This is a genomic window from Shewanella sp. WXL01 (assembly GCF_012263345.1).
Lineage (GTDB): Bacteria > Pseudomonadota > Gammaproteobacteria > Enterobacterales > Shewanellaceae > Shewanella > Shewanella maritima.
In genome coordinates this window covers 139,223-163,216 of record NZ_JAAIKQ010000001.1, presented here as the reverse complement: position 1 = coordinate 163,216, position 23,994 = coordinate 139,223, and the positions used below count along the sequence as shown (strand labels likewise).

16 protein-coding genes are annotated in these 23,994 nt (G+C 47.1%); 1 reads left to right on the top strand and 15 read right to left on the bottom strand.

Going from position 1 to position 23,994, the window contains the following annotated elements:
- Position 1 precedes the first annotated feature (1 nt).
- From G3R49_RS00680 to G3R49_RS00615, 14 genes are all read right to left on the bottom strand, one after another.
- The gene (locus G3R49_RS00680) at positions 2–1,513 is read right to left on the bottom strand and encodes a TolC family protein (RefSeq protein WP_245335212.1); all 1,512 of its coding nucleotides are present in this window, start codon (positions 1,511–1,513) and stop codon (positions 2–4) included.
- A gap of 222 nt (positions 1,514–1,735) precedes the next feature.
- Positions 1,736–3,184 (bottom strand): metalloprotease TldD, encoded by a 1,449-nt coding sequence (gene tldD, locus G3R49_RS00675; protein ID WP_167868318.1) that lies wholly within the window; start codon positions 3,182–3,184, stop codon positions 1,736–1,738.
- Between the two features lie 68 nt (positions 3,185–3,252).
- A complete protein-coding gene (locus G3R49_RS00670; protein WP_167868317.1) occupies positions 3,253–4,119 on the bottom strand; it encodes a carbon-nitrogen hydrolase family protein in 867 nt (288 codons plus the stop codon).
- Positions 4,043–8,647, bottom strand: coding sequence for a YhdP family protein (locus tag G3R49_RS20275; RefSeq protein WP_167868316.1), 4,605 nt, complete (start codon positions 8,645–8,647; stop codon positions 4,043–4,045). The genes G3R49_RS00670 and G3R49_RS20275 overlap by 77 nt, the downstream gene beginning before the upstream one ends.
- Positions 8,647–10,137 (bottom strand): ribonuclease G, encoded by a 1,491-nt coding sequence (rng, locus tag G3R49_RS00660; RefSeq protein ID WP_130599235.1) that lies wholly within the window; start codon positions 10,135–10,137, stop codon positions 8,647–8,649. The genes G3R49_RS20275 and rng overlap by 1 nt, the downstream gene beginning before the upstream one ends.
- 82 nt (positions 10,138–10,219) lie before the next feature.
- A complete protein-coding gene (locus tag G3R49_RS00655) occupies positions 10,220–10,795 on the bottom strand; it encodes a nucleoside triphosphate pyrophosphatase (protein WP_210147073.1) in 576 nt (191 codons plus the stop codon).
- A 250-nt stretch (positions 10,796–11,045) separates the two neighbouring features.
- On the bottom strand, positions 11,046–11,537 hold the full coding sequence (mreD, locus tag G3R49_RS00650) for a rod shape-determining protein MreD (protein ID WP_130599239.1): 492 nt from the start codon (positions 11,535–11,537) through the stop codon (positions 11,046–11,048).
- Positions 11,534–12,427: a rod shape-determining protein MreC gene (gene mreC / locus G3R49_RS00645; protein ID WP_167868315.1), complete on the bottom strand. Its 894-nt coding sequence runs from the start codon at positions 12,425–12,427 to the stop codon at positions 11,534–11,536. The genes mreD and mreC overlap by 4 nt, the downstream gene beginning before the upstream one ends.
- 112 nt (positions 12,428–12,539) lie before the next feature.
- The gene (locus G3R49_RS00640; RefSeq protein ID WP_130599243.1) at positions 12,540–13,589 is read right to left on the bottom strand and encodes a rod shape-determining protein; all 1,050 of its coding nucleotides are present in this window, start codon (positions 13,587–13,589) and stop codon (positions 12,540–12,542) included.
- Between the two features lie 313 nt (positions 13,590–13,902).
- Positions 13,903–18,528 carry a DUF6701 domain-containing protein gene (locus tag G3R49_RS00635; RefSeq protein WP_348633893.1) on the bottom strand — a complete coding sequence of 1,542 codons (4,626 nt, stop codon included), beginning with the start codon at positions 18,526–18,528 and terminating at the stop codon, positions 13,903–13,905.
- On the bottom strand, positions 18,518–18,973 hold the full coding sequence (locus G3R49_RS00630) for an MSHA biogenesis protein MshP (protein ID WP_167868314.1): 456 nt from the start codon (positions 18,971–18,973) through the stop codon (positions 18,518–18,520). Before G3R49_RS00630 ends, G3R49_RS00635 begins: the two co-directional genes overlap by 11 nt.
- The gene (locus G3R49_RS00625; RefSeq protein ID WP_167868313.1) at positions 18,963–19,808 is read right to left on the bottom strand and encodes a PilW family protein; all 846 of its coding nucleotides are present in this window, start codon (positions 19,806–19,808) and stop codon (positions 18,963–18,965) included. The genes G3R49_RS00630 and G3R49_RS00625 overlap by 11 nt, the downstream gene beginning before the upstream one ends.
- Entirely contained in the window at positions 19,808–20,350 is a 543-nt protein-coding gene (locus G3R49_RS00620) for a prepilin-type N-terminal cleavage/methylation domain-containing protein (protein WP_167868312.1), read from the bottom strand. Before G3R49_RS00620 ends, G3R49_RS00625 begins: the two co-directional genes overlap by 1 nt.
- Positions 20,340–20,867 carry a type II secretion system protein gene (locus tag G3R49_RS00615; protein ID WP_167868311.1) on the bottom strand — a complete coding sequence of 176 codons (528 nt, stop codon included), beginning with the start codon at positions 20,865–20,867 and terminating at the stop codon, positions 20,340–20,342. The genes G3R49_RS00620 and G3R49_RS00615 overlap by 11 nt, the downstream gene beginning before the upstream one ends.
- A 206-nt stretch (positions 20,868–21,073) precedes the next feature.
- Here G3R49_RS00615 and G3R49_RS00610 point away from each other — a divergent pair, with 206 nt between their 5' ends.
- Positions 21,074–21,985 (top strand): hypothetical protein, encoded by a 912-nt coding sequence (locus tag G3R49_RS00610; RefSeq protein ID WP_167868310.1) that lies wholly within the window; start codon positions 21,074–21,076, stop codon positions 21,983–21,985.
- Between the two features lie 37 nt (positions 21,986–22,022).
- On the opposite strand, the gene G3R49_RS00605 is transcribed toward G3R49_RS00610, so the two are convergent.
- Positions 22,023–23,906, bottom strand: a complete 1,884-nt coding sequence (locus G3R49_RS00605) for a methyl-accepting chemotaxis protein (protein WP_167868309.1) — start codon at positions 23,904–23,906, stop codon at positions 22,023–22,025.
- Positions 23,907–23,994 lie beyond the last annotated feature (88 nt).

Here is a 23,994-nt window from a genome sequence, read left to right as displayed (position 1 = left end):
CTTATTTTGCAGATTGGTTTTGGTATTCAACTCGGGCGATGAACTCATCAAGTTGCCCACTAAGTACCATTAACTTGGCATAAGCCTGAATGTAGCGATATTGCGCAGCTAACTGCTGGGTTTGTACGCCATGAAGTTTGCTCTCAGCATCCACTCGCTCAACCGAGGTCGATAAGCCTTGATTGAACGCTAGCTCTCGCAGGCGCAGATTTTCTTTCGCCAGTGCTTTAGTGGTATTTAGCGCGTTAATCTCTTCATCAGCTTGCAATAGTTGGCGGTAGGTTTGATCCACCAGCAAACTCAAATCCTGCTGGGTTTGCGCTTTCATATGCCTTGCTTGTAGCTGGGCGCTTTTTGCGGCTTGCACCTTGCCACTGTGACCGTCACGACTCAATAGCGGTACTTTGACACCTACGCCCACAAGCCAGTCTGGCTCGACCTTTGAAAACAAACTGTCGTCTTCATACAAGGTGTAGTTACCATAAAGGAACACAGTTGGATGGTATGAACCTTTCTCTAAATCGACCAATTGATTGGCTTGCTGCTCTTTGGCTTGCAACAACTTAAGCGCTGGGTGACTTGCCTGAGTTAGGCTACTGACCTGCGACAATGATGGCTGGTTTGGCAACACAAATAACTGTGATGACGGCGCAACACTAGATAGCTGCAACATGCGCGATAAAGCAATATTGGCCATTTCATTCTGGCGCTGGGCGTGACGCATTTTCACCCTTGCATCGTCTAACGCGACCTGAGCATTGAGTAGCTCAACACGGGCAATTTGCCCTTGCAGCTCTAATTGTTTGGCGTGCTCGGCGTGTTCTTCTAATGAAGTGACAAATTCGCTTTGGGTTTGCAGCGCAGCTTGGGTTACCGCCACGGCAAAATAGCGATCGACCAATTGCATAAATAGGTCGCGCTGGGTTAGCACAAACTGCTGCTGTTGCTCTGACACCTGCGCCGCTTTAATGCCTTGGGCTGCGGTTATCTTGCCGCCAGTGTATATCGGCCACATGGCTTGCAGGCTAGCGCGAAAAATATCTTGCTCAGTAAATGGCGTAACAAACAATGAGCCGGGAATTGCGCCAATGATGTTGCCTATCGCAGGTGGCAGCGCACCTGGGTCAAGTGAAGCGATGGGATTAAGATCCCGCAAATCTAACTCAATTGGCTTTTCAAGATGAGTGTAACTACCACTGATATCTAGCGATGGGTAACTTAAGGATTTACTGGCCTCAGCTTGGGCTTTCGCTCGATTAACCTGCTGCTGATCGGCCTTAAGTTTGTCACTTACCTGCTGCAGTTGCTGCCAAGCCTGGGTAAAAGACAAGCTTGCACTTTGAGAGTCTACTGCCTCGGCTGATATATGATTTGCTGTGCTAGGCGTAAGAGATTGTGCCTGCAACGACTGCCAGGGAGACGTAACAGCTAGCGCCGTTAGTGTTAGCGAGCCAATAGCCATAGAAAGCCGCGCTAACCGAGATTGAATTGATACCGAGCGAGAAAATGCCATTAACGCCTCTTCATTAACCGATTGCCAAGGAGCGATTTAGCGCATAGCTAAATCGCCTCAGCAAAAAATATATCAGAGCCAAGGCTAAATTAGAGCAAATGCACTAACCTACAGTTTAGTGTCTGGTAAAAGTTTTTCTAGCATCAAAATGTAAAACTGCAATCAAACGCGCGTTTATTTAGGCAGATCAGTAGCCAGGGCAATCAAATCTACCCACTCAGTCTATGCAGTACCACCTACAGTTAAACGATCTAGTTTTAATGTTGGTTGACCGACGCCAACGGGTACGCTTTGCCCGTCTTTACCACATACGCCAACACCTTTATCCAGTGCTAAGTCATTACCCACCATAGAGATCTGACTCATAGACTCTGGGCCATTACCGATTAAGGTTGCGCCTTTAATTGCTTGAGTAATTTCGCCCTTTTCAATTAAGTAAGCCTCAGATGCTGAGAATACAAATTTACCCGAGGTAATATCGACCTGCCCACCACCAAAGTTTGGCGCATAAATACCGTTATCGACAGACTTAATAATATCCTGTGGGTCGCTTTCACCCGCTGTCATATAAGTGTTGGTCATGCGCGGCATAGGTAAGTGAGCGTATGACTCGCGGCGACCGTTGCCTGTAGGCGCTTGACCCATTAAACGAGCATTGAGCTTGTCTTGCATGTAGCCTTTTAAAATACCGTTTTCAATCAAGGTGGTCTTTTGGGTAGCAACACCTTCATCATCGATTGATAGCGAGCCACGGCGATTTTCCATGGTGCCATCGTCAATCACAGTCACCAATTCAGAGGCAACTTGCTGCCCGACCTTGCCACTAAAAGCGCTACTGCCTTTACGGTTAAAGTCACCCTCTAAACCATGGCCTACAGCTTCATGCAGCAGCACGCCCGGCCAACCGCTACCTAGTACCACGGTCATTTCGCCTGCAGGCGCATCAACCGCGTGAATGTTCACTTGGGCTTGACGCACTGCTTCGCGGGCAAACTCAAAACACTGTGGCAGGCCGTTTTCATCGCTAGCCATAAACGCGCTAAAGTCGTGACGTCCACCGCCACCCGCGCCGCCACGTTCACGCTTACCTTGATCTTCTAAAATCACGCTGCAGTTAAAGCGCACCAAAGGGCGGACATCGGCAGCTAGCGTGCCGTCACTGGCAGCGACTAAAATTTCTTCATGCACGCCAGATAAACTCACCACTACCTGAATAATGCGCTCATCAAGACTGCGAATATAGGCATCGGCTTGCTTTAACAAATCAATCTTTTTCGCTTCATCCATAGCTGCAATTGGGTCAGCGCTATCGTAAAGTGCATTTACCTTTTGCTTAGCAAAGGCTTGCACTTTCTGCGACTCACCACGGCTAGCAATGCCTCGCGCCGCTAATGCTGCCGCTTCAAGCGCTTGCGGGGTAATTTCGTCAGCATAGGCAAATCCGGTTTTTTCACCTGTGATGGCACGTACGCCCACACCGCGCTCGATGTGGAAGCTACCTTCTTTAACAATGCCGTCTTCTAACACCCAAGACTCATGGCGACTTCCTTGAAAATACAGATCTGAAAAGTCGACATTATGTTGGTGGATTTGGCTTAAATAACCTTGCAGACCGTCTAGGGTTAAACCGTCTTGAAATAAGCTTTGTTCCACTTGGTTTAGAAAAGGCATGGTTTGTTCTCTTTACTTCAGCTATTGCGGCGCAGCTATCATCGAATTAAATCGCTCGGCGCAATAGATTAAGGTGTTAATTTAGGTTCAATAAATCGATTATGCCCTAAAACAGGCATGTTCTGGCGAATTTTCTTCATCTCGCTCATATCGATGCGAGCTTGCAGCCAACCGGTCTGCTCTGGTTTGACTGCTACCACGTTTCCCCACGGGTCAACAATCATGCTGTGACCATAAGTCTCGCGGCTACCTTGATTGTGAGTGCCCCATTGATTCGCACCCAGTAAATAGCACTGGGTTTCAATGGCTCTGGCTTGCAGTAATATCTGCCAGTGTGCTTGCCCTGTAACCTTGGTAAAGGCTGACGGCAGCACTATGATGTCAGCGCCTTGCAGTCTTAATGCGCGAAACAAGTCAGCAAAGCGTAGGTCATAACAAATCGCCAGGCCAATCTTGCCAAAAGGCGTATCAATAACTGTGATACGCTCGCCAGCGGCAAAGGTATCACTTTCGCGATAGCTACGGGTGCCATCGGCAACTTCAACATCAAACAGGTGGATTTTGTCGTAATGCCCTAGGGTTTGGCCTTTGTCATCAAAAGCATAGCAACGGCTATAGACTTTGCTTTTAGCATTGTCGGCAGTATCTGTATTCTGGGATGGTTCGGCCTTGTAAGGAATGGTGCCAGCTATCAAGTAAACCTGATATTGCTTAGCAAGCTTGCTAAGTGCATCCGCTAGCGGATTATCATCTCGGCTACCCGCATACTTTAGCTGTTCACTTTCATGCCCACCAAACAATAAGCTGCACTCGGGCAACACCACAAGTTGCGGTTCATCTGACTCTCTGGGTAACTGCTTAAGCTGCGATTCGATAAAGCTGAGGTTGGCTTGAACATCTTTGCTGCTCTGACATTGCAGTAAGTTCCATTGCATGACTCGCTCCTTGTCGGTGAATTAGCATCAAGCTTACTTGATTCTGCCCTTCGCCTTGCTCGGCTTGATTAGTGCTTTCTTGAATAAAGCCGTCTGCTTGATTGCCAGGCTGAGACCCATCTTGTTGCTCGACTTTTTCAAGTACAGCTTTTTCAGGTGCGGCTTTCTCAGGCGCCACTTTTTCTAGCTCAGCCTTTTGAGGATTTGGATCTGGCGCTGGTTTTAGCTCTGGTGTATCAAGTTCAGCTGTCTCTGCACTAGGGTTTTGCTGCATACCTTGCTGCTCTTCAATTGTCGCAGTTTCAGTTAATGGCTCTGTCGTTGTTACATCGCCAGCAGCATTAGCCTGGTCGCCGCCCTTTGTTATCGCGTCATCTATGTTTATCGCATCACCAGAGCTTACCGCAGCCTCGGCGCCAGTTTGTTTGCTGTCACGTAGGATAGACTCTGGAATTTCGATTTCTTTACTCTTACGCTCTAGCTCTTCAAGCACTGGGTTTTCCATATCACCCGTTAGCCTAAAGCGAATTTCTGAAATCACCTCAATCACGGGCTCAAGCACCTTAGTTAAGGCAAATGCGCCCACACCTAAAGTCCAGGCACTGGTACTTAATAACACCACTGTCGGCACGCTTGATGCCAGCTGCGGCGAGAAGCGAATATCATAGTTTAAGCTTCGAGTCGTTAAGTCGGTAAAGCCGCGCACCTTCATCGCACCGGCAATGCCGTCCATTTCGGTGTCTGTGGTTTTCACCACGCCATCGTCAATATCAAGGTTACCGGCAAAGCTATTGAAATATAGCCCTTGGCCGAACACATCAGAAAAGTCGAGCGACAACTTACGTAAAATTGAGTCGAGGCTAAACAGAGAGAATAAACGCGCACCTTTGTCGCTTAGCTCAGACAAATGTCCCTTTCCTAAGTCAAACTTCAAATGACCATTCAACCCAGCCAGGTTAAAGCGGTATGGCACATCGTTCCAACTAAGGCTGGCGAGAATATCGAGCGGCGCATCTTGAATCCCCAAATTGATCCCAAGGATATTTGATAACTCATCAAACTTGGTTGCTTTCAGTTGCACATCAAAACCGGTGACGTCCTTACCATCAACTTGCTGCCATTGGCCATTAGCGGTCAAGGTGACCACAGGTTGAGTTAGGCTCAGTGTTTGGAAACGATAACCCTGCTCATTAGGATTGCCTTGCAGCACAAGATGCCCCATAGGAATATCGAATAAACGGAAGTCATCGACATCAACCGCGAGCGTTGGCACCGACTCAAGCATTTCTTTAGCGGTAAACTCGGCATTAGCGGAGTCACGCATTTCTGGGTTTAAATGAAGTTTTTGGGCAACAATTTTCAGCCCTTGCTCTCGCCACTGCGGGAAGAAGTCGATACTGCCAACAAATTGCTCAGCTTGAATATCAAAGCGCCAAATCTGATCTTGCGGTCTTGCGACTAAGGTCAATTGATCAAAGTTCTGCCCCATCACATCCAGCGTATCGATACTGGCATCAATTTGCTTAAGCGGCGGAAATAAAGAGCGTGGCTTTTTAGGCCCAAGCGGATTGTTATTTGTATTGGCAAGCGAGCGAGCCTCGCTAACAACAGGTGGTTTTTTGACTTGAACGCTATCTCCAGCTCGTTGTGGCAATTGAATACTGTCACGACTCACATGCCCATCATCACCTAAAGCTAGATTTTGCTCTGCAATTGCTTGTGTGCCTTGGTTAAGCTGGTTTACTACCTGTTTGGCTGCGGCAATCTCAAGCGCTTGTGGCTCATCAATACCATCATCTTCACGGGTAAACTCAGATTCAATTGCCACCTCAGCTTGTTGACTGGCAAAACTGGTGATAATCGGCAACCACTGTGTTAACTCAGCTTGTGGCAAGTCGATATTGATATGACCATCTCGTTTTAAAAGTTGGTCACCCAGCTTAAAACGTCTACCTAGCATGATGTCATAATGAGCTAAGTCATCACCACTTTCTGTAGTGAACTCGCCCCAAAACTCAGCTTGATTCGCCAGATTGACACTTAGGGTGGTGTTGACATTGTCGCCAACCAACTGCGCTTCAAGAACCTTTGGTGTTTGCGCATCTTTAGCAAATGGCGCTGGTGCATTAAATTCAGTGCCAATTAAGTCTGACGCCACTTGTACTTGTAAAGTGTAGCCCTGAGGGACAAATATCATCAGCACATTGCCGTCCCATTCAAGGCTACCTTGGTAGAACTCAGACAAAGGGTTAGTAAACTCATCAGGCAGAGTTTGTAAATCCCAGCGTCCTTGCAGGTCGACATTTAGCGCCATGTTGCGGTTTTGCTTTTCGGTGCTAAAGCTAAACTGCAAAGGCTGATTATAAAGCTGTGCAACCACTTCTTGGCCTTGCACCGCTTCATCGACAAAACTGATTTGCCCAGTAACCCGCTCTAACTGCATCCCAGGTTGAGCGATATAAACAGGGTTATCTTCAAAGGTCACCACTCCTTTACTAACAGGAGAAGCTCCAGCATATAGCGGGATCATCAAATCAAGCTGGGTGCGAATATTATCGTGAATTTGAATCACTGCTAACGTTTCACCGACTGAGTCTGCCAGTGGTGACTGCTGGATAACCGCGGTTGCAGCCTGCGCATCTGCACTTAAATCCGCATCAACGGTTAATACCGACGTAAGATTAAAGCGTTCAATATCAACAATCGCGCCATCGGCGGGCACTTCACCGAGTAAGCCTTTGTTTACTTTCAGGTGCATACCTGCATTTTCAAACAAGGCGCTCAGGTTTAACTCTGTCACTGCTGGCCAGTCGGGTTGGAACTTATAAATGGCATCATCGAGGGTAAAGGCAGCCTGAAATACACCAGCTTTATCGTCATAAGGGAACTGGTCAAAATAGCCGTTCCACACGACGGTGGCATCAGGAATTTGCCCCGCGATTAGGCCAGATTCAAGATATTCAACCAGACTGTCATCCATAGCTTGCAACGGAAAATACTTACTTGCCATGGCAACATCAGTTATTTGCACGTTAGCCGCAAGCGCCATATGAGTGCGCTCGGCAAGGTCCAATACAACGCCGGCTTGAATACTGATATCTGGGTTAGCAAGTTCAAGGGCTGGCACGTTCAATCGCATATTGTCAGCATCAAACTGGCCACGTAGTAACTTGCCATCAAAGTTAAGCGCTTGACGGAAGTTATTTGAAAAATCGATGGCGTAGTTCTGTTCCGGCAAAGTAAAGCTCAGCTTGTTTGCCGCCCAATTAAGGCTTAAATCAATGGGCTCTAGTCCAGGAATTTTTTGATGTGCTGACCAACTAATATCATTGATTTTAACCGCCGCTCTTAATCCATCATTTTGCGGTTTGTATAGCTGAATCGGCCCTATGGTGCCCTGTGGATTAACATAGTGCCAGGTCTCCACCTCTTGCTGCCAAATGCCAGGAATAAGTGGCAGCAGTGGAGTAAAATGCTCCACTGATATCTCGTTGATATTGGCAAACAGCTCGCCTTGCTGGTAGTTAACGGCTAAATGTAGTGGCTGCCATGGTTCGTCATTGGTCACAAAGTTAAGCTGATGACTGTCAAGACGCCAACCGTTTTCCTGCGGTTGCCAGGTTATAGATCCAGATTGAATATCTAGCCTGTGAGGCTCAGTCTCTGTGCCCCATTTTAGCCAGCTTGGCTTAAAGGTTAACAAGGCATCTTGAATTTTACGCTCACCAAAGCCGACCCAGGCTTCAAGGTTAATCACACCTTCGAATTCAATATGTTTAAGGTCAAGTAATGGGTCTTCACGGCGCGACGCCCATTCACCTAAATCAAGCGAGCTAGCTGCCACATACAACTCTCCCGCAACGGTATCGGGCTGATAGCCATTACCGGTTAAATCAACGCTAATTGACAATAGCTCGTTTTCAGATGCGTTCTCATCAACGTGGATGACGCCTTGACCACGGTGGCTATTGGGTGAGTTTAACCATTGCAGATTATCAATAAAAATCGGTCTAAACTGATGCTGACTACTGTACAGCTGCAAGCTAGCTTCAGTGAGCGAGAAGTGATCTAACTGCTCTAATAGCAAGGCATATAACCAGTCTAAATCACTGCTGGTTTTGGAGTTACTGGATAATTGCTTTAACTCATCAAGGTTTAGTGCCACTTGTAGACCATCAAAGTTCACCGTCTCAATTTGCGGTGATGCAGTCATCAATGAGTCCCAAAAGTCCAGCTTAAAGTGCACGTCTTTAGCGACAATAGTCATGGGGAGATTGTCTTGCTGCGGTAGCACCAAATTATGCACAGATAGCGCTGGGCCATAGGCTTGCCACTTAGCGGATATTTCGCCAAGTTGTACTTCGAGCTGATATTGTTCGTACAGGTAGGTCACGATCTCGTTGCGCACTTCAGTCAGCTGCGGCAGTAAGCCACGAATTAGACTGACTAACAACGCAAACAGCACCAATGCGACAGCAATAAAGCGCCAACAGATGCGGTTAACGGTACCTAAACGACTATTTGACACTATACCATTACCACGTCGTATTTATCTTGAGCATACATGGCTTCACTTTGCAGGCGAATGCGCTTACCGATATACACCTCTAGCTCGGCAAGCAAATGGCTTTCATCACCACTGAGGCTCATATAAACCGCAGGTGCACAGTACAATAAGAACTCATCAGCCTGATAAGCACGATTAAGGCGAATGATCTCACGGAAAATCTCATAAGATACGGTTTCTACCGTCTTCATGCTGCCTGTACCTTTACAAGCAGGGCACTCGGCGCAAACCACATGCTCTAAGCTTTCGCGAGTACGTTTGCGGGTCATTTCAACCAGACCAAGACCGGAGAAACCACTGACACTGGTTTTCACTCTGTCTTGCTCAAGTGCGCTGGTTAAGCTGCTCAGCACTCGTTCTTTGTGCGCTGGGTTTTGCATATCAATAAAGTCGATAATGATAATGCCGCCCAAATTACGCAGCCTTAGCTGACGAGCGATAGCTTGCGTTGCTTCTAGGTTGGTATTAAAAATGGTTTCTTCTAGGTTACGATGGCCAACAAACGCGCCTGTATTGATATCGACAGTGGTCATGGCTTCGGTTTGATCAATAATCAAATAACCACCTGATTTGAGCTCGACTTTACGACCTAATGCGCGTTGAATTTCATTTTCAACATCGTAAAGCTCAAAGATAGGCGCTGGGCCTTCATAGTGCTCAAGCTTGCCGGCAATTTCTGGCATAAACTCCTGGGCAAATTGCTGTAGCTCGTCGAATGTGCGGCGCGAGTCCACTTGAATATGATCAAGCTCTTCACCGACAAAGTCGCGGATAATACGCACTTGCAAGGCTAAGTCTTGATACAGCAAAGTCGCGCCTTTACGCTTGCGGCGCTCACTGACTTTAGCCCACACACGGCGCAAGAAAGCAGCATCTTGAGCCAGTTCTGGCTCACTGACGTTTTCAGCTGCGGTGCGAATAATAAAGCCACCGTCGTTATCCACAAACGGCATAGTGATTTCTTTTAGGCGTGCGCGCTCTTCTTCAAGCTCAATGCGTTGAGATACACCAACATGGCTAGAGCCTGGCATAAAGACTAAATAACGCGAAGGCAGTGTGATATCAGTAGTCAGCCTCGCACCTTTGGTACCAAGCGGGTCTTTAACCACTTGCACCATAATGTCTTGCCCTTGACGTACCAAGGTTGCGATGTCGCGCACCACAAAGTTATTGCGCTCACCATCGGCGACGCATTCAGTGTGCGGCACAATATCTGATGCATGCAAAAAAGCAGCTTTCTCTAACCCAATGTCAACAAACGCGGCTTGCATGCCCGGTAACACACGGCTGACTTTACCCTTGTAAATGTTACCTACAAGGCCGCGCTTCATGCGGCGCTCTATGTGCACTTCTTGCAGCACACCATGCTCAACTAACGCCACACGCGCCTCGGTTGGCGTCACGTTGATTAGTAGCTCTGAGCCTTTTTTACCTTGTACTTTATTATTCATAAACCACCAATATTGGGTTGGTCGCACGCAATTTAATTATTGTTCGTTTTAACGTGCTAACTGCAATTCGCTGCGCCAGCCTTTAAATTAGTTTTAACAGCTCGCGCGTTTCCACTAACGGCAAGCCCACCACGGCAGAATAGCTACCGTTGATACGCTCAACAAAGCAGCCACCAATGGCTTGAATGCCATAACTGCCGGCTTTATCCATCGGCTCGCCTGTATCTATATAGGCTGTAATTTCAGCTTGTGTTAGCTCACAGAAAGTCACCTCGGTCACGCAGGTGCGGCTAAGCGTTTGCGAACCATCAGTTAGCGCGACTGCGGTCATCACCTGATGAGTGCGACCCGATAACTGCATTAGCATTTGCATGGCGTCGGCTTTATCTTGCGGCTTACCGAGCACCTTGCCGTCTATCACTACAATCGTATCTGAGCCAAGTACCCTTGGATGAGTAAACTTTTTAGCAAGTGTTAAACCTGTTTGCGCTTTCTCAATCGCCAAGCGCGCAACAAAATCTAACGGCATCTCGCCATCGGCTTGAGTCTCATCAATATCTGGCGCCACCAACTCAAAACTAAAGCCAGGAAAGCTAAACCCCGCCTGGGTAAGTAGCTCTTTACGGCGCGGTGATGTTGATGCTAAAACCCATGTCATGATGATGTTGTTTCCTATCTATAATGGTTTGGCGCTATTAAGCTAAATTTGTTGCCACAGAGTTGTGCTAACACATTGCCACTGTAGTTATACCAATTAGCACAAGCATGTGGTCATTCTTACTGGTTAAAATCGCTTATAACTTCGTTAGAAATTTTGTAGGTAGAACAACTAGCTAGCTGCAATTTCTGCCTTGCTCTAAGCAATTTTCCCTGCGTAACCTCTGATCACTTATTTATCCTAATTGGTATTATTTGACCCCGTATGAGCGGCGTAAGTTTCGCAACACCCAAAAAAGCCACCACCACACCGCGACACAAGAAATGCTTGGCAAAAACAAATCAATGACAAACTCGCTGTCACCAACGATGGCATATTGCGCCCAGAAAATGACAAAGTGGTACAAGAAGATCAGTGACGCCACCATCAGCGATTGCTGCCAACGCGGAAAGTTACGAAAACGCATGGAATGCAGTACCACGATATACACCACCAAAGAGAGCGCCAGCGCCCTAACTCCAAGGGTTGCACCTAACAGTACGTCCAAAAACAATCCCAGGGTAAAGGCGGTTAATACGCTATAACGATGAGGCAACGCCATCGCCCAGTAGATCATCACTAACACTAACCAATCGGGACGCCACACTTCCGCTAACTCTGGTAATGGCATGACTTGGAACATGGCACCAACGAAAAAGGTCGCCCACACGACCCAACGGCCGCTAGCTATATGCGCGCTCATTGGGGCTCCTCACTTGCTTGATTATTTTGTTCTTCAACACTGGTTTCGATCAGGTTATCTGCTACGTCTTCAGTGGCCTCTTCATCAGGCCAAATTAACAATACGTAGCGAATTCGGTCGAGCGCCGCCAACGGCTGCGCATTAATCACGGCGTAGTTTTGTCCATCATCACGTTTGACTGATAACACCCGAGCAACTGGGTATCCCTCAGGGAATCTTTGCCCAAGCCCTGATGTTACGAGTAAATCACCTGCGACAATGTCGGTACTTTTAGCCACATGGCGCAGCTCAATCTCGTCGATATCGCCAGTACCATTAGCAATAGCGCGCACATCATTACGTGTTACCCGCACTGGAATACCGTGAGTGGCGTCTGACACTAGCAGCACTCGGCTAGTAAATTCACTCACCTCAGTGACCTGACCAACTACCCCTTGCGCATCAACCACTGGTTGACCGACAAACACGCCATGACTCTTACCCTGATTGAGCACCACATATTGGCGAAATGGCTCGCTCGCAACTTCCATGACCTCTGCAACTACCTTGCGTGAGTCCATATGCAAAGGTGAGCCTAGCAAGGCACGCAAGCGGTCGTTCTCTTGGCGTAAATGCTCAAAACGCTGCAAACGTTCTGACATCATTAATTGCTGACGCATTAGCTCTTTATTTTGCAGCGATAACATATCGCGAGTGGCAAAGGCTTCGGCGCTGCGGTCAAGCAACACACCTGGAAGATTGGCTAAGTATTGAATAGGGCTAAGCAGAGTAGAAAGCGATTGGCGATAAGGTTCTAGCTTGTTATTTGAAAGCATCAACACCACCGACAGGATGACTGCCAGTGTGAGACGAAACTGTATCGAAATGCCGCGTACAAAAATTGGTTTCATATTAGGATTTGCCAAACCTCGGCAAAAATCAGCTCCAAAGGCTTAAAACCTTTGCTTTGTATGAACAAAAAGGGGGCTAAACGCCCCATTTTGTTAGAATTATATCAGGAGATTAGCTCTCCTCAGAGAATAAATCACCGCCGTGCATGTCGATCATTTCTAACGCTTTACCACCACCGCGAGCAACACAGGTTAATGGCTCTTCCGCCACCATCACAGGAATGCCAGTTTCTTGCATTAACAAGCGGTCAAGATCACGCAATAACGCACCACCGCCAGTTAATACCATGCCGCGCTCAGAGATATCTGATGCTAGTTCTGGTGGCGACTTCTCAAGCGCTACCATCACAGCACTGACAATGCCTGATAATGGCTCTTGCAGTGCTTCAAGAATTTCGTTGCTGTTTAGGGTGAAGCTTCTTGGTACACCTTCAGCTAGGTTACGACCACGTACTTCAATTTCTAGCACTTCATCGCCTGGGTAAGCTGTACCAATGGTGTGCTTAATGCGCTCAGCAGTGGCTTCACCAATTAAGCTGCCGTAGTTACGACGTACATAGTTGATGATGGCATCGTTAAACTTGTCACCACCAATACGCACTGAAGATGAGTAAACCACGCCGTTAAGCGAGATAATCGCAACTTCAGTTGTACCACCACCGATGTCGACAACCATAGAACCAGTTGCTTCAGAAACGGGTAGGCCTGCACCAATCGCCGCTGCCATTGGCTCTTCAATTAGGTAAACTTCACGTGCGCCTGCACCCATTGCTGATTCACGGATCGCGCGGCGCTCAACTTGTGTTGCACCAACTGGCACACAAACCAACACGCGTGGGCTTGGGCGGAAGAAGCCATTGTTGTGCACTTGCTTGATAAAGTGCTGCAGCATCTTCTCGGTAACGTAGAAGTCAGCAATTACGCCGTCTTTCATTGGGCGAATTGCCTGAATGTTGCCCGGTGTACGACCTAACATTTGCTTCGCGTCAGCACCTACCGCTGCAACAGACTTTTGACCACTGCCGCTGCGCTCACCACGAATTGCCACCACCGATGGCTCGTTTAGTACGATACCTTCTTCTCGAACATAAATAAGAGTGTTTGCCGTACCTAAATCGATAGATAGGTCATTAGAAAAAATGCCGCGCAACTTTTTGAACATGGATCAGGCCTGTATCGGTGAAATCTAAACGATGAAAAATCAGCTCACTTTAGCAATGACACCCAGTTTCCACAAGTGCTTACAGGTTAACAAATGCTAATCAAGCAAGTTTTTTTATAAAAGCATTCTGAAAACACAAAAAACCATAAAATTTGATATTTGCACAAGCTAAAACTGCTGCATTTATAACCACTCCACCACAAAAACAAAACAGGTGTATAGCTAGGTTCAAGCTATACACCTGTAGCAGCGTTTTCTAACTGAGAGTTGTTCGCTTGAGTTCTGTTAATTGAGCTATAACCAAGCTTAAGAATTACTGCCTGACCTCACGCCAGTAGATCACTCTATCGTGTCCACGGTAACGACCAAAGAACGCACTTGATTGCGGATCGCTTAGTGTATTAGGAGACAAGCTATCGTAATTCCAATACCACTCTAACCAGCTATCGACATCTAATGGTGACAATACCTGACCACGATAATTGTTAGTGCCAACATTCTGCCAAAGCAGCGTTTGCTGACCATTAATAATTTGTCCAAACTGACCACTGCGCTGCACGGTTTCACCGGTAGCTAAAGCCGGGTTATAGATAGCCAACGGCGATAACGCACCATTGATAATTGAGCAGCTATCATCAGTGTTCAACTGCCAGTTAGTGCCATTCCAGAACTGGGCATAAACCGGCATCATTAACACTTCCGACTCAGGGCCATAAGTGTTGTCCATCAACACACGGCCATGACGCATATCTTTTGTACCTAAGCGCTTGGCTGTACAGGTATTACTTGGAGTTTGACAGTCTCCCGAAGTATCTGGGCGCATATCAGGGCTTGCAACAAAAGCAAAATCACCATCGTTATCATACACCTGCACGCCTACATCGAGCTGACTATAAGGCCCATCTACATTAGGTGCAGTGGTTCTAGCAAAAGTGGCTCGATAACTTGAATCGACCGTTGCCACACCCGCTGACCAAGAGCCACTTCCTACAGGAAGCGAACTCAAGCGCGCACTGAGATCGACACCATCATTGGCATTTTCGCCCGCCAGACTAGCAGTACCTTTAGCAAAAGCACCTTGATAGTTCTGGGTTGTGACCGAATTTAAGTTCTGTGCGCTGATATTAAATGCCACAGGGAATGGTTGCTCCATATAACTAAAGCCGCCACAGGCAGGTAAAACACTTGCGCCGCTGATGGCAAAGCTTGCAGGCACAAAGCGACCTGTATTGCCGGTACTCGCTTGTGGAATATCGTAAAAGCTTGAACCCAAATAACTCGATTGTGGCTTCACGCTAAAGTCGAACACACCCACCTCACTCACGGTTTGAGTAACGTTATTGGCATTGTTGACCGCTGCGACATGGTTATAGCTAGCATTACTGATACTGCCTAGCTGACCTGGGCTTGGTGCAACCAAACTATGTGATAACTGCATATTGCCATGGGCATAGTTTGGCGTATTTAAGTTATCGCAGTAATCAGCGTCGCCATCGGCTTGCCAGGCTTTACCACGTACCTCGAACATGAAGCTTTCACCCGCACGCTTAAACACACTGCAGCTAGCATCACCACTTGGGCAAGTAGCCTGATTCTCAATTTGGCTAATGCACAGACCAACAGGGAAGTTCACCACTTCAACATTACCTGTCATCACCAGTCCAGCCTCTTCACCAGTACCCGAGTAACTGGCATCGAGCTGGATTTTACCGGCATCAGGGTAGTTAAGGGTAAAGCTAGCTTCACCTTGGGCATCAAAGTTAAGCGCCAGCTGAGTCGCAGAAGTCGCCGATTTACCAATATTGGTGTTATCTACCGTGACCGATGATGTGGCCACAAGGCCGCCTGCCGACGGGTCAACATAACTGCTCCACAAACTAATATTCTTAGCCTGATTGGCAAAGGTTGGCACACATTGCTCAGTGGCATCGTCTTTTTTCACTGCTGCAATGGTCATACTTAACGGCTTGTTCGCCAGCTTGGCAAATTGCGTTGCCGTGTCCTTGTTTGCCGCGTCAGTATCAAAAATAAACCCTGTGTCAGCAAACGTGAGTGAACAGTTCGCCGCCGTTGCCGTACCACCTGCTATTGAACATAAAGTTTGACTAAACGGTTTAGCGCCAGGTGTTGAACCGATTACATCTAAGGTAACTGCGCCAGGCGTGTTATTACGCAGCTGCAGCGTGGTTTGCCCGCCACTAAAGGTCACCACATTACCGCCAACCCAACCACCACCAGTTGGAATGGATGCTGGGCTTAAGGTCGCAGTGACTTGATCTGGCACCAATTGACTACAATCAGGGTTTGCACAAGCTTTTAGGGTGAGAGTTTCTGGCGCGCAGGTTAAGCCACTACCGGTGTGGTCAAACTCAAAGTGGTCGATCACTACACCAATTGGCCTAGACTCGAGCGCACAAATCTCAACGTTGTCAATCTCATGAATATTGGTTGCGCCGCCAGTGGAGCCTGTTAAAGACAGCAAAAAGTCGGTAGGAATCGCTGCTTGATCGGAATCTGCAGCAGCGTCGAATGGCGGGATAAGCATGGTAAAGCCATTGCCAGTATCGCGCTCAACACTCACAATCGATTGACCAGCAACCTCAGAGTCAACCGTAATACGATATCGATGCGCCGGATTAACATTATTGTTATCCACCGTTGGCGTTAAACAGTTACCACCAGGGTTGGTTTGCCCATTGTCACAAGTGCCACGTAAATACTTATAACCTGATGTGCCTGAACCAGAGCCACGAATCGCCACTGACTGACGTCTACGTCCCGGGCCATCTGGGCCGCCTTCGGTAGAGAAATTACCGTACTCATCAATACCAAAACCAAGCCAGCCACCAGCAAAGCCATCAACATTTGAGCGAGCGCCGTAGCCGAGCGGCCCGCCATAAGAGCCAGGTTGCGGCGTAATAGAGGCATCGGACAATACAAAGGCAATACCATCGGCGCCACTGCCGTCGTATGCATAATGGTCAAACTCGATAACCACCTTGTTATCACTACCCGAGAACAAACGTTGGTAAGTAGACGAGGTTGCTTGGTTACCGGCAGCTTCAGTGACTCGTAAGCGACTGCCAACAATACTAGGTGTGAAGTTACCGCGACTGCTTGAGGTAACCCAGTCTGTCCCTAGATCATTACGATTAAAATCGTCAGTAAAACACTGCTCTACAACTTCCTCTTTTTGCAGTGCAATGAAGCTATAGTTCTCCCAAACGTGCCTGCGATCACTATCACGATAGGTATCTTCATCAATAACCATGCTAACTAAGGCTTCTGTTAACTGACAACGCCTTAGCCAGCCACCATCACCGCCACGACGGCTATTTTTACCCGCTACAAATATTGGCACATCAGTAAAGCCTGTAAGCGGTGTAGTAAATGCACATTGATAATTTAAATCTCGAATGCTGCCAGCAGTGAAAGTCTGGGCACCAGCACCAAAATGATAATTCACATTCTCACTGTTAAGCGCCAGTACGCCGGTACCACTTTGCACTGACATAAAGGCAACCGTCTCGGCAACAATCTGATTATTATTGCGATTGGCAGGCTGGCAACGCGCTGCATTACTCCTGACCTCAGAGGTATCAAGGGCTAGCTCAGCACCAGTATTTGTAAACTGAGATGTGGTGGTAAACCAGCAATCGTTCGCATACGTTTGGCGCTGACTTAAAAATACGTCATGCCCCGCTGGCAAAGGCACATCAGTGTACGGTGAATTGCCGCCAAACATCACGGTGTCAATATCAACTGTGCCGGCATGTAACTGCTGACCGTTAGCTAAATCATGGGTGCCTGGTGTCACAGCAATCCAATGAACCTCGGGCATTTGCACTGACTGAGTATAACGATTACCCGGTGATGGCGGCTCAGCTTGCTCCCATACAAAGCCGGTTGTTGAAGGGGTACCAACCAAGCGCACTGAAGCAGGGCCGTCACCGTTAGAGCTGGTGTCAGCCACCGTTGGCATCAGGAAAACCAAAGGGGTAACGCCAGTAGGAAATGCATTGTCAAAACTCACCACGGTTGATGTCGCTTTGCCATACTGGATGTGAAATGGTACCACTGGTTCTGCAGGGCGATTAATCTCAGATGTACCCGTCATGGTAATAGACTTAGCAGTTACCCGGCCGTTGACTGTACTTGAATTGAGAGTGAGTCCTTCCTCAACGTACATATCCGCATTCACAATTGACTGGCTATTCATTGAAAAGCCGCCATAGGTAATGACTTGTACACCAGCAGACTCTAAGCTGTTAATGACACCACCATTTAGTGCCCCAGCCAATTGGCTAATGAAAATACGGGTATTCTCTCCAGCTTCAATTTCTGAGGTAGCATTAATCTGCAAGCTGCCTATCCAGTAATCACCAGTAGGGAACACCAACTTTGCGCCGCTCCCCATGGCAATACTATTAAAACGATATTCACTGTTGCTGTTAGAAAAGTTCACTTCACAATCGGCATATAAACTCAATGAAGAAAATTGCGTATCACCTGAGTCGCCTAAGTTATACACCTCACCTGTACGACAAAATCCAATACCACCATCTGCGCCGCTGCTGCTGCGAAATCCTTGATTGCCGTTCATTTGCAAGCCGCGAATAGAGCTGCCCGTTACAGTACACGCACGCGTGCCTCCAGCCCCGTCATCACAACTATCATTAGGTAAGCCGTTACTGGAGTTAATGGAGCAAAAGTCTAAATCATTGCCCTCTGTCCCGTTAATACTCGAGTTGTTAAAGATGGTCAGCTGTGGATTACTGATTTGATTACAACCATTGTTAGTATTTGAATGATGACCTTGAGCGACCGCTGGCCAAATCGCATTTTCATCAATGGGGTCAAAAGCCGACACCGCTGAACTGTATAAACTCAGCCCAGCGACTAGCGCAGCAGTGGTTTGAATAATTCGCTTAATTGCCACGTGCTTCTACCTCCACCTGACGATTAACTCGTAAACAATTAGTGCTATCGTCTGTGCCACAACCGCCTGTCTCGCAGGTTGCACTGCTATTAATGGTAAATTGTGTATCCGCTCCTACAGTTGCCGCGCTGCAAGATATGCTCACACTACAGCCATGAAAACCTAGCGTGTTAGGCGGTGTCCAGCTAGCAGATACTGCCGCACAGGTTTGCACAACGCCGCCCAGTGGAAATAACTGCGCTAACGCAGCATCTGCGCCGCTATTGGCACTATTTAATGCCCTTGTACCCCACACTTCCATCGACAAAGCCTCATCAGCATCTTCAACAATGCGCAGCAAGCTACCTGCCAGTAAAAACATGACAATAATGACAAAGATAGCAATTACCAACGCACTGCCTCGCTGCGCAGATAATTGATTGAGAGACTTGCCGCTAAGGTACATTAATCACCTGTATTTGATGTTGATACTTAAAGGTTTCACCATTAACACTGAACCTTGGTTGCACATGCACCAACGCATTAGTCACCAAGTTTGAAGGTGTCACAATTAGCGCCGGCTCTATCGCAAACGCATTAGTCACATTCTGCGCCATCAACACCCCAGTCCCCATATTGCCGGGCGCAGGCTGACTGGTTTGATAACCATAGTTTTGATAACGAACTAACTCGGCATCCACACTGCTACTTGCACGAATAAAACAATAACTCACAGGCTGTACGGCAAAGTAAACTCGCTGCAGTGGTGAGTCCTCAGTAAAGCGAATATTACTGGCAAAGTTCACTGTGACCTGATCGCCCGTCACCACTGTGCTTTGCACGCTAAAACGTTTAGCCGTAGTTCCTGTTGGGTTATACACTTCACTTGCGGTAAGTGGGTACAGCATGACTTGATCGCCATTATCAATTGCCGTTGGCGAGCGAAACACACTCATACTGCCAGCAACAGGGTCAGGTGCGATGGGAGCGTTAAGGTAACTGCTGCTCGATTTAATTGGCACAAATTCAATGCACTGATATAAGCCGCTGCCGTCAGTTAACAAGCGCACGCTATTTGGCACAGCATTGCGTAAATCACGCGTTAAACGCTCAACCCCATACCGGCTTTGACTTAGCACCTGATCAACTGAGCTAGACTCAATAAAGATTCTGGTACCAAAAATAATAAAGCTGCTTACCCCAACCACTAAAATCCCCAAAATAAGAATAACAGTGACCATCTCTACCAAAGTAAAACCAAGATTTTTGATGACCGGGAGGCTGAATTTTGTACGCCGCATTAGTAATTACTCCTTACTGACTGGTAAGTAATTACTTCGTTTGTGGGAGTGGTGACATCGACTGTAATCAGCTTAGCCGCACGCGTTGCCGCATCGACATACTCAACTGATACCGACAAGCCAAAATTAGGATAAAGGTCGGCATAGGTTTGAGTTGAGTCAAACATATTACTGTTGATATTCAATCCTATATAGTCATCCACATCATTAAAGTCATTGCGCCCTTCTCCAGCTTCTGCGCCTAAAGTTGTTGAGCAAGCGAGCGCAAATGGTAGACCACTATCACAAGCAGGGCTGCCACCATTGGGGTTGGTGTTTTGATCGAAACGCTTACCCCAAATTTCATTCATTACAGAGTGTGCCAATTCGGCCGAACGCACACGTTGTAAGTTTTCTACTGCGCGATCGGCCTGTGGAAACAGCATGCTGGTCATCAGCACAATGGCAATACTTAACACCAACATGCCAATTACTAGTTCAATTAGGGTAAAGCCACGATGAAGTGTTAAGGGTTTTACTATTCGTTGAGGATTAAAGCGCATAAATATAACCCTCGCTAGTAACGGCAATTTTCAGCGTATCAACCGCATTTATCGTAAAACAATCGCCGCTGCAGTTAGGTGTAAGCACACGGCCAAGTGAGTCAAAGGTAACGGTAAAACTTGAACTGGCATTAGCCGTTAAACTAATTTGCGCGCCGCCTTGAATTGCCTGACTCGCTTCACTGCGAATAAGACCTGTACACTGATTGCCGCTGCGCCCTGAATATTGATGTTGTTGGTAACTGGTCGCAGACACTTCAATGGCAAAGCAACGGTCTGAATTATTGAGTGCACGAATTTGTGCCTGACGCAGCTCAGATATGAACTCATTGCGCAGAGTAAAAGCACTGTAAGTGGTATCAGAAAACAAACGCGGCAACACCGCCACCGCAATAATGCCGATCAAAATGATAGTTGTGACGAGCTCAACCAGGCTAAACCCCTGCTGTTTACCTTTGAATGGATAACCAGAAGGTTGAATGCCAGGCGAAATAATATGGTAACGGCTTAATTTCATTAAATAAACTGCTGCTTACTTGCTGTAGTTCGCTTGCACTTAGTATGGCAAATTTATGCTACTTTTGTCTGCTTAAATATTGATTTCATTTATAAAGGTCGGCAGCAACCACCAAATCCTAAGTGAGATTGTGACAGATCATCGAAAAGTCTCGTACGTTTTGTTAATATCTGCGCATCCAATCTAAATCTAAGATGACTAAATTGATGACCTGGCTTAAGCTTTGCTGCATTGGTTGGCTTCTATCTGCAACACTTGCCTCCTCAGTGTTTGCAAGCGACAAAGTTATCATCAATCTACCACTTTCCAAACAAGACCCACGCTACGATTTTAGCCATCGTTTACTCGAACTTATTTTAGTTCAAACAACAGAACAATACGGCGCGACTAAGTTGCAACACGCTCCGACAACCATGACCCGTGACCGAACGCTTCAGGAATTAAAGCGTGGTGAATTGGTCACTGTTGTGCCACAAGTCTCCTTAGTTGAATGGCAACAGCAACTTATTCAAGTTAACTTCCCACTGCTTAAAGGTATTCAGGGGCTGAGAGTGTTTATGGTGCGCAAAGACTTAGCGCCACCTTTGAAAGACTTGTCAGAACAGCAACTCAAACAGCTACCAACTGGGTTACTGCCCTATTGGTCGGTATATCCGCTATTAAAAAACGCAGGCTTTAAGGTGGTTGATGGCTCCGACTATCAAAGCCTATTCAACATGCTAAATAGAGGCCGCTTTGATACCTTCAGCCGCGGCATTAACGAGGCTTACAACGAACTTGAAGCCAATCATCAGCAATACCCAAACCTTAGCATTGATAACAGTGTACTGATTAGTATTCCAATACTGACGGTTTTTTATGTGTCGCCAAATCATCCAAGACTTGCAGAGCGACTTGAGCAAGGGTTATTGATGCTTGAGCAAAGCGGTAAGCTTAATGAGCTGTTTTATGCCGAGTTTTGTCCTGACTTGATGCGTGCAGGTATAGATAAGCGTCGAGTCATTGGAATTAACAACCCTAACCTTAGTGTCGAGTTCCTAACACAAGCGCGGCAGCAAGGGCGCTTACTCGACCCCAAACTGCCGCTTGATCGTATCTGCCAGCCATTTGTTAGATAACGAGAAGTCGGGATAAATAGCCCACTCCAAGCCTAAACTAATTCAACGTAAACGCTTCAACAGACTCGGTTAACTGGCCTGATGCCTGTTTCAGCCCCGCTGCCAGTTGATTGTTATTCTCTGATTGCTCGAACGTTTCTTTGGCTAAGTCGTTAATCGCAACCACGCTTTGGTTAATCTCACTCGCAACATGGGTTTGCTCTTCCGCAGCTGTGGCAATTTGGTTGTTCATATCTAAAATCGACATCACCGCTTGCTGGATCACAGCTAAAGCTTCATTGGCAGACTCAGAGCGCTCTGCCGTTTTCTGCGCGTTATCCATATTCACCTGCATAAGATTAACCGAGCGCTTTGCTTCTGCTTGCAAGGTATTAATCATGTCTTGAATTTCGCGGGTACTTTCACGGGTACGATTAGCAAGATTACGCACTTCATCGGCTACCACAGCAAAGCCGCGGCCATGCTCGCCAGCGCGAGCAGCTTCAATTGCCGCATTTAATGCCAGCAAATTGGTTTGCTCTGAAATACCATCAATCACATCCAAAATACTGCCAATGCTCTGAGTTTCTTTCTCAAGGCGAGTTGTCACGCCAACCACATCTTCAAGACCACCAACCAGACTTTGGATCTCCTGATTCATCTCGTTGACAATCACCATGCCTTGCTCAGATGAGCCGTTGGCCTCATTCGCTGAGTTAGACGCTTGCAGCGCATTGCGGGCGACTTCATCAACCGTTACCGTCATCTCATTCATTGCTGTTGAGGTTTGCTCTAGCTGCAACATTTGCTCTTCAGAGCTTTTATTCACGCCCTGAGCGATCACAGTAATATCTTCTGCTGAACGGTCTAAGTGGCTCGATACTTGATTGATTTTATCTAATGTCATTTTTAGCTGCGACACCATCTCTAATGTCGCGGCATATACCCCGGTTTCACTGCCAGTTTCAGTTCCTGCCCGAGATAAATCGCCTTTTGCTACACGTTCGACGATCGCCTGAATTTCGGTTGGCTCACCGCCAATTGGACGATACATTAGATTCATCACCAGATAGTAAGTTGCCGACGCAGCCACCGTCAGTGAAATAATCGCGACCACCAAGTTAAACCATAAAAATGCATTCGACGGTTCATGGATATGTTCTAGCGTGTCCCATGCCCAAGCATTCCAGCCTAAATTGTCAAAGCGCGCATTGGCGACTAGCACCTCCCCTAACTCGGTATCAATCTCGTGGGTAGTCGTTGCAGCCATAGAATACTGCTTAAAGCTTGGGAATAACTCAAAGGCATTTTTACCAATATGATCCGGGAATTTAGACGCAAGTAAAAAGCCATCCTCACGGCTCACGAACACTTGATTAAGCTCAAGCAACCCTGCAATAAAGGTTGAGATTTCTTGCACACCAATATTCACACACAGCACTGCGACCACCTTACCATCGCGAATAACTGGCTCAGCGACCGCCATCACATGCATGCCATTACTACTAACATAAGGTGTAGTGACAATATGCGACTCATTAGCAAAGCCGCGGGTATACCATTCACGCTTTAAGGTTGCAGCGTTAAAATTAGGGATCTGTCCGTTGGGTAAATAAGTATCGCCGCTTTTAAAACCAATATATGCCTCTAGGACGTTCAAGTCTTTGTGTAACACGCTCAACTGGGCCAGCAGCTTGTCACGGTCAAAGTTGCCTTCAGCATCAATATCCATGGTATGGGAGATCATGGTTAGGCCATCAAAATAGCGCATCATTTTCTCTTCCACGGCATTAGCAATTAGGTTGGATTCACTCGATAGTTTGTTGGTGAAGCTGTCGACAGATGCGCTGCGAAAGTTGATATAGCCCTCAAGGGAAATAATGAAAATAATCAGAGCAAATAGCGCTCCAATAAAGCTTGTTAGTTTTGTTTTTGCGCTCATATCATCAGCCTCTTAAGTAAGCCGTTGCTCTATTTTAATAAATCTAATCTCGATCAGATTATAGATACATCGTGTTACATTTTCAGGT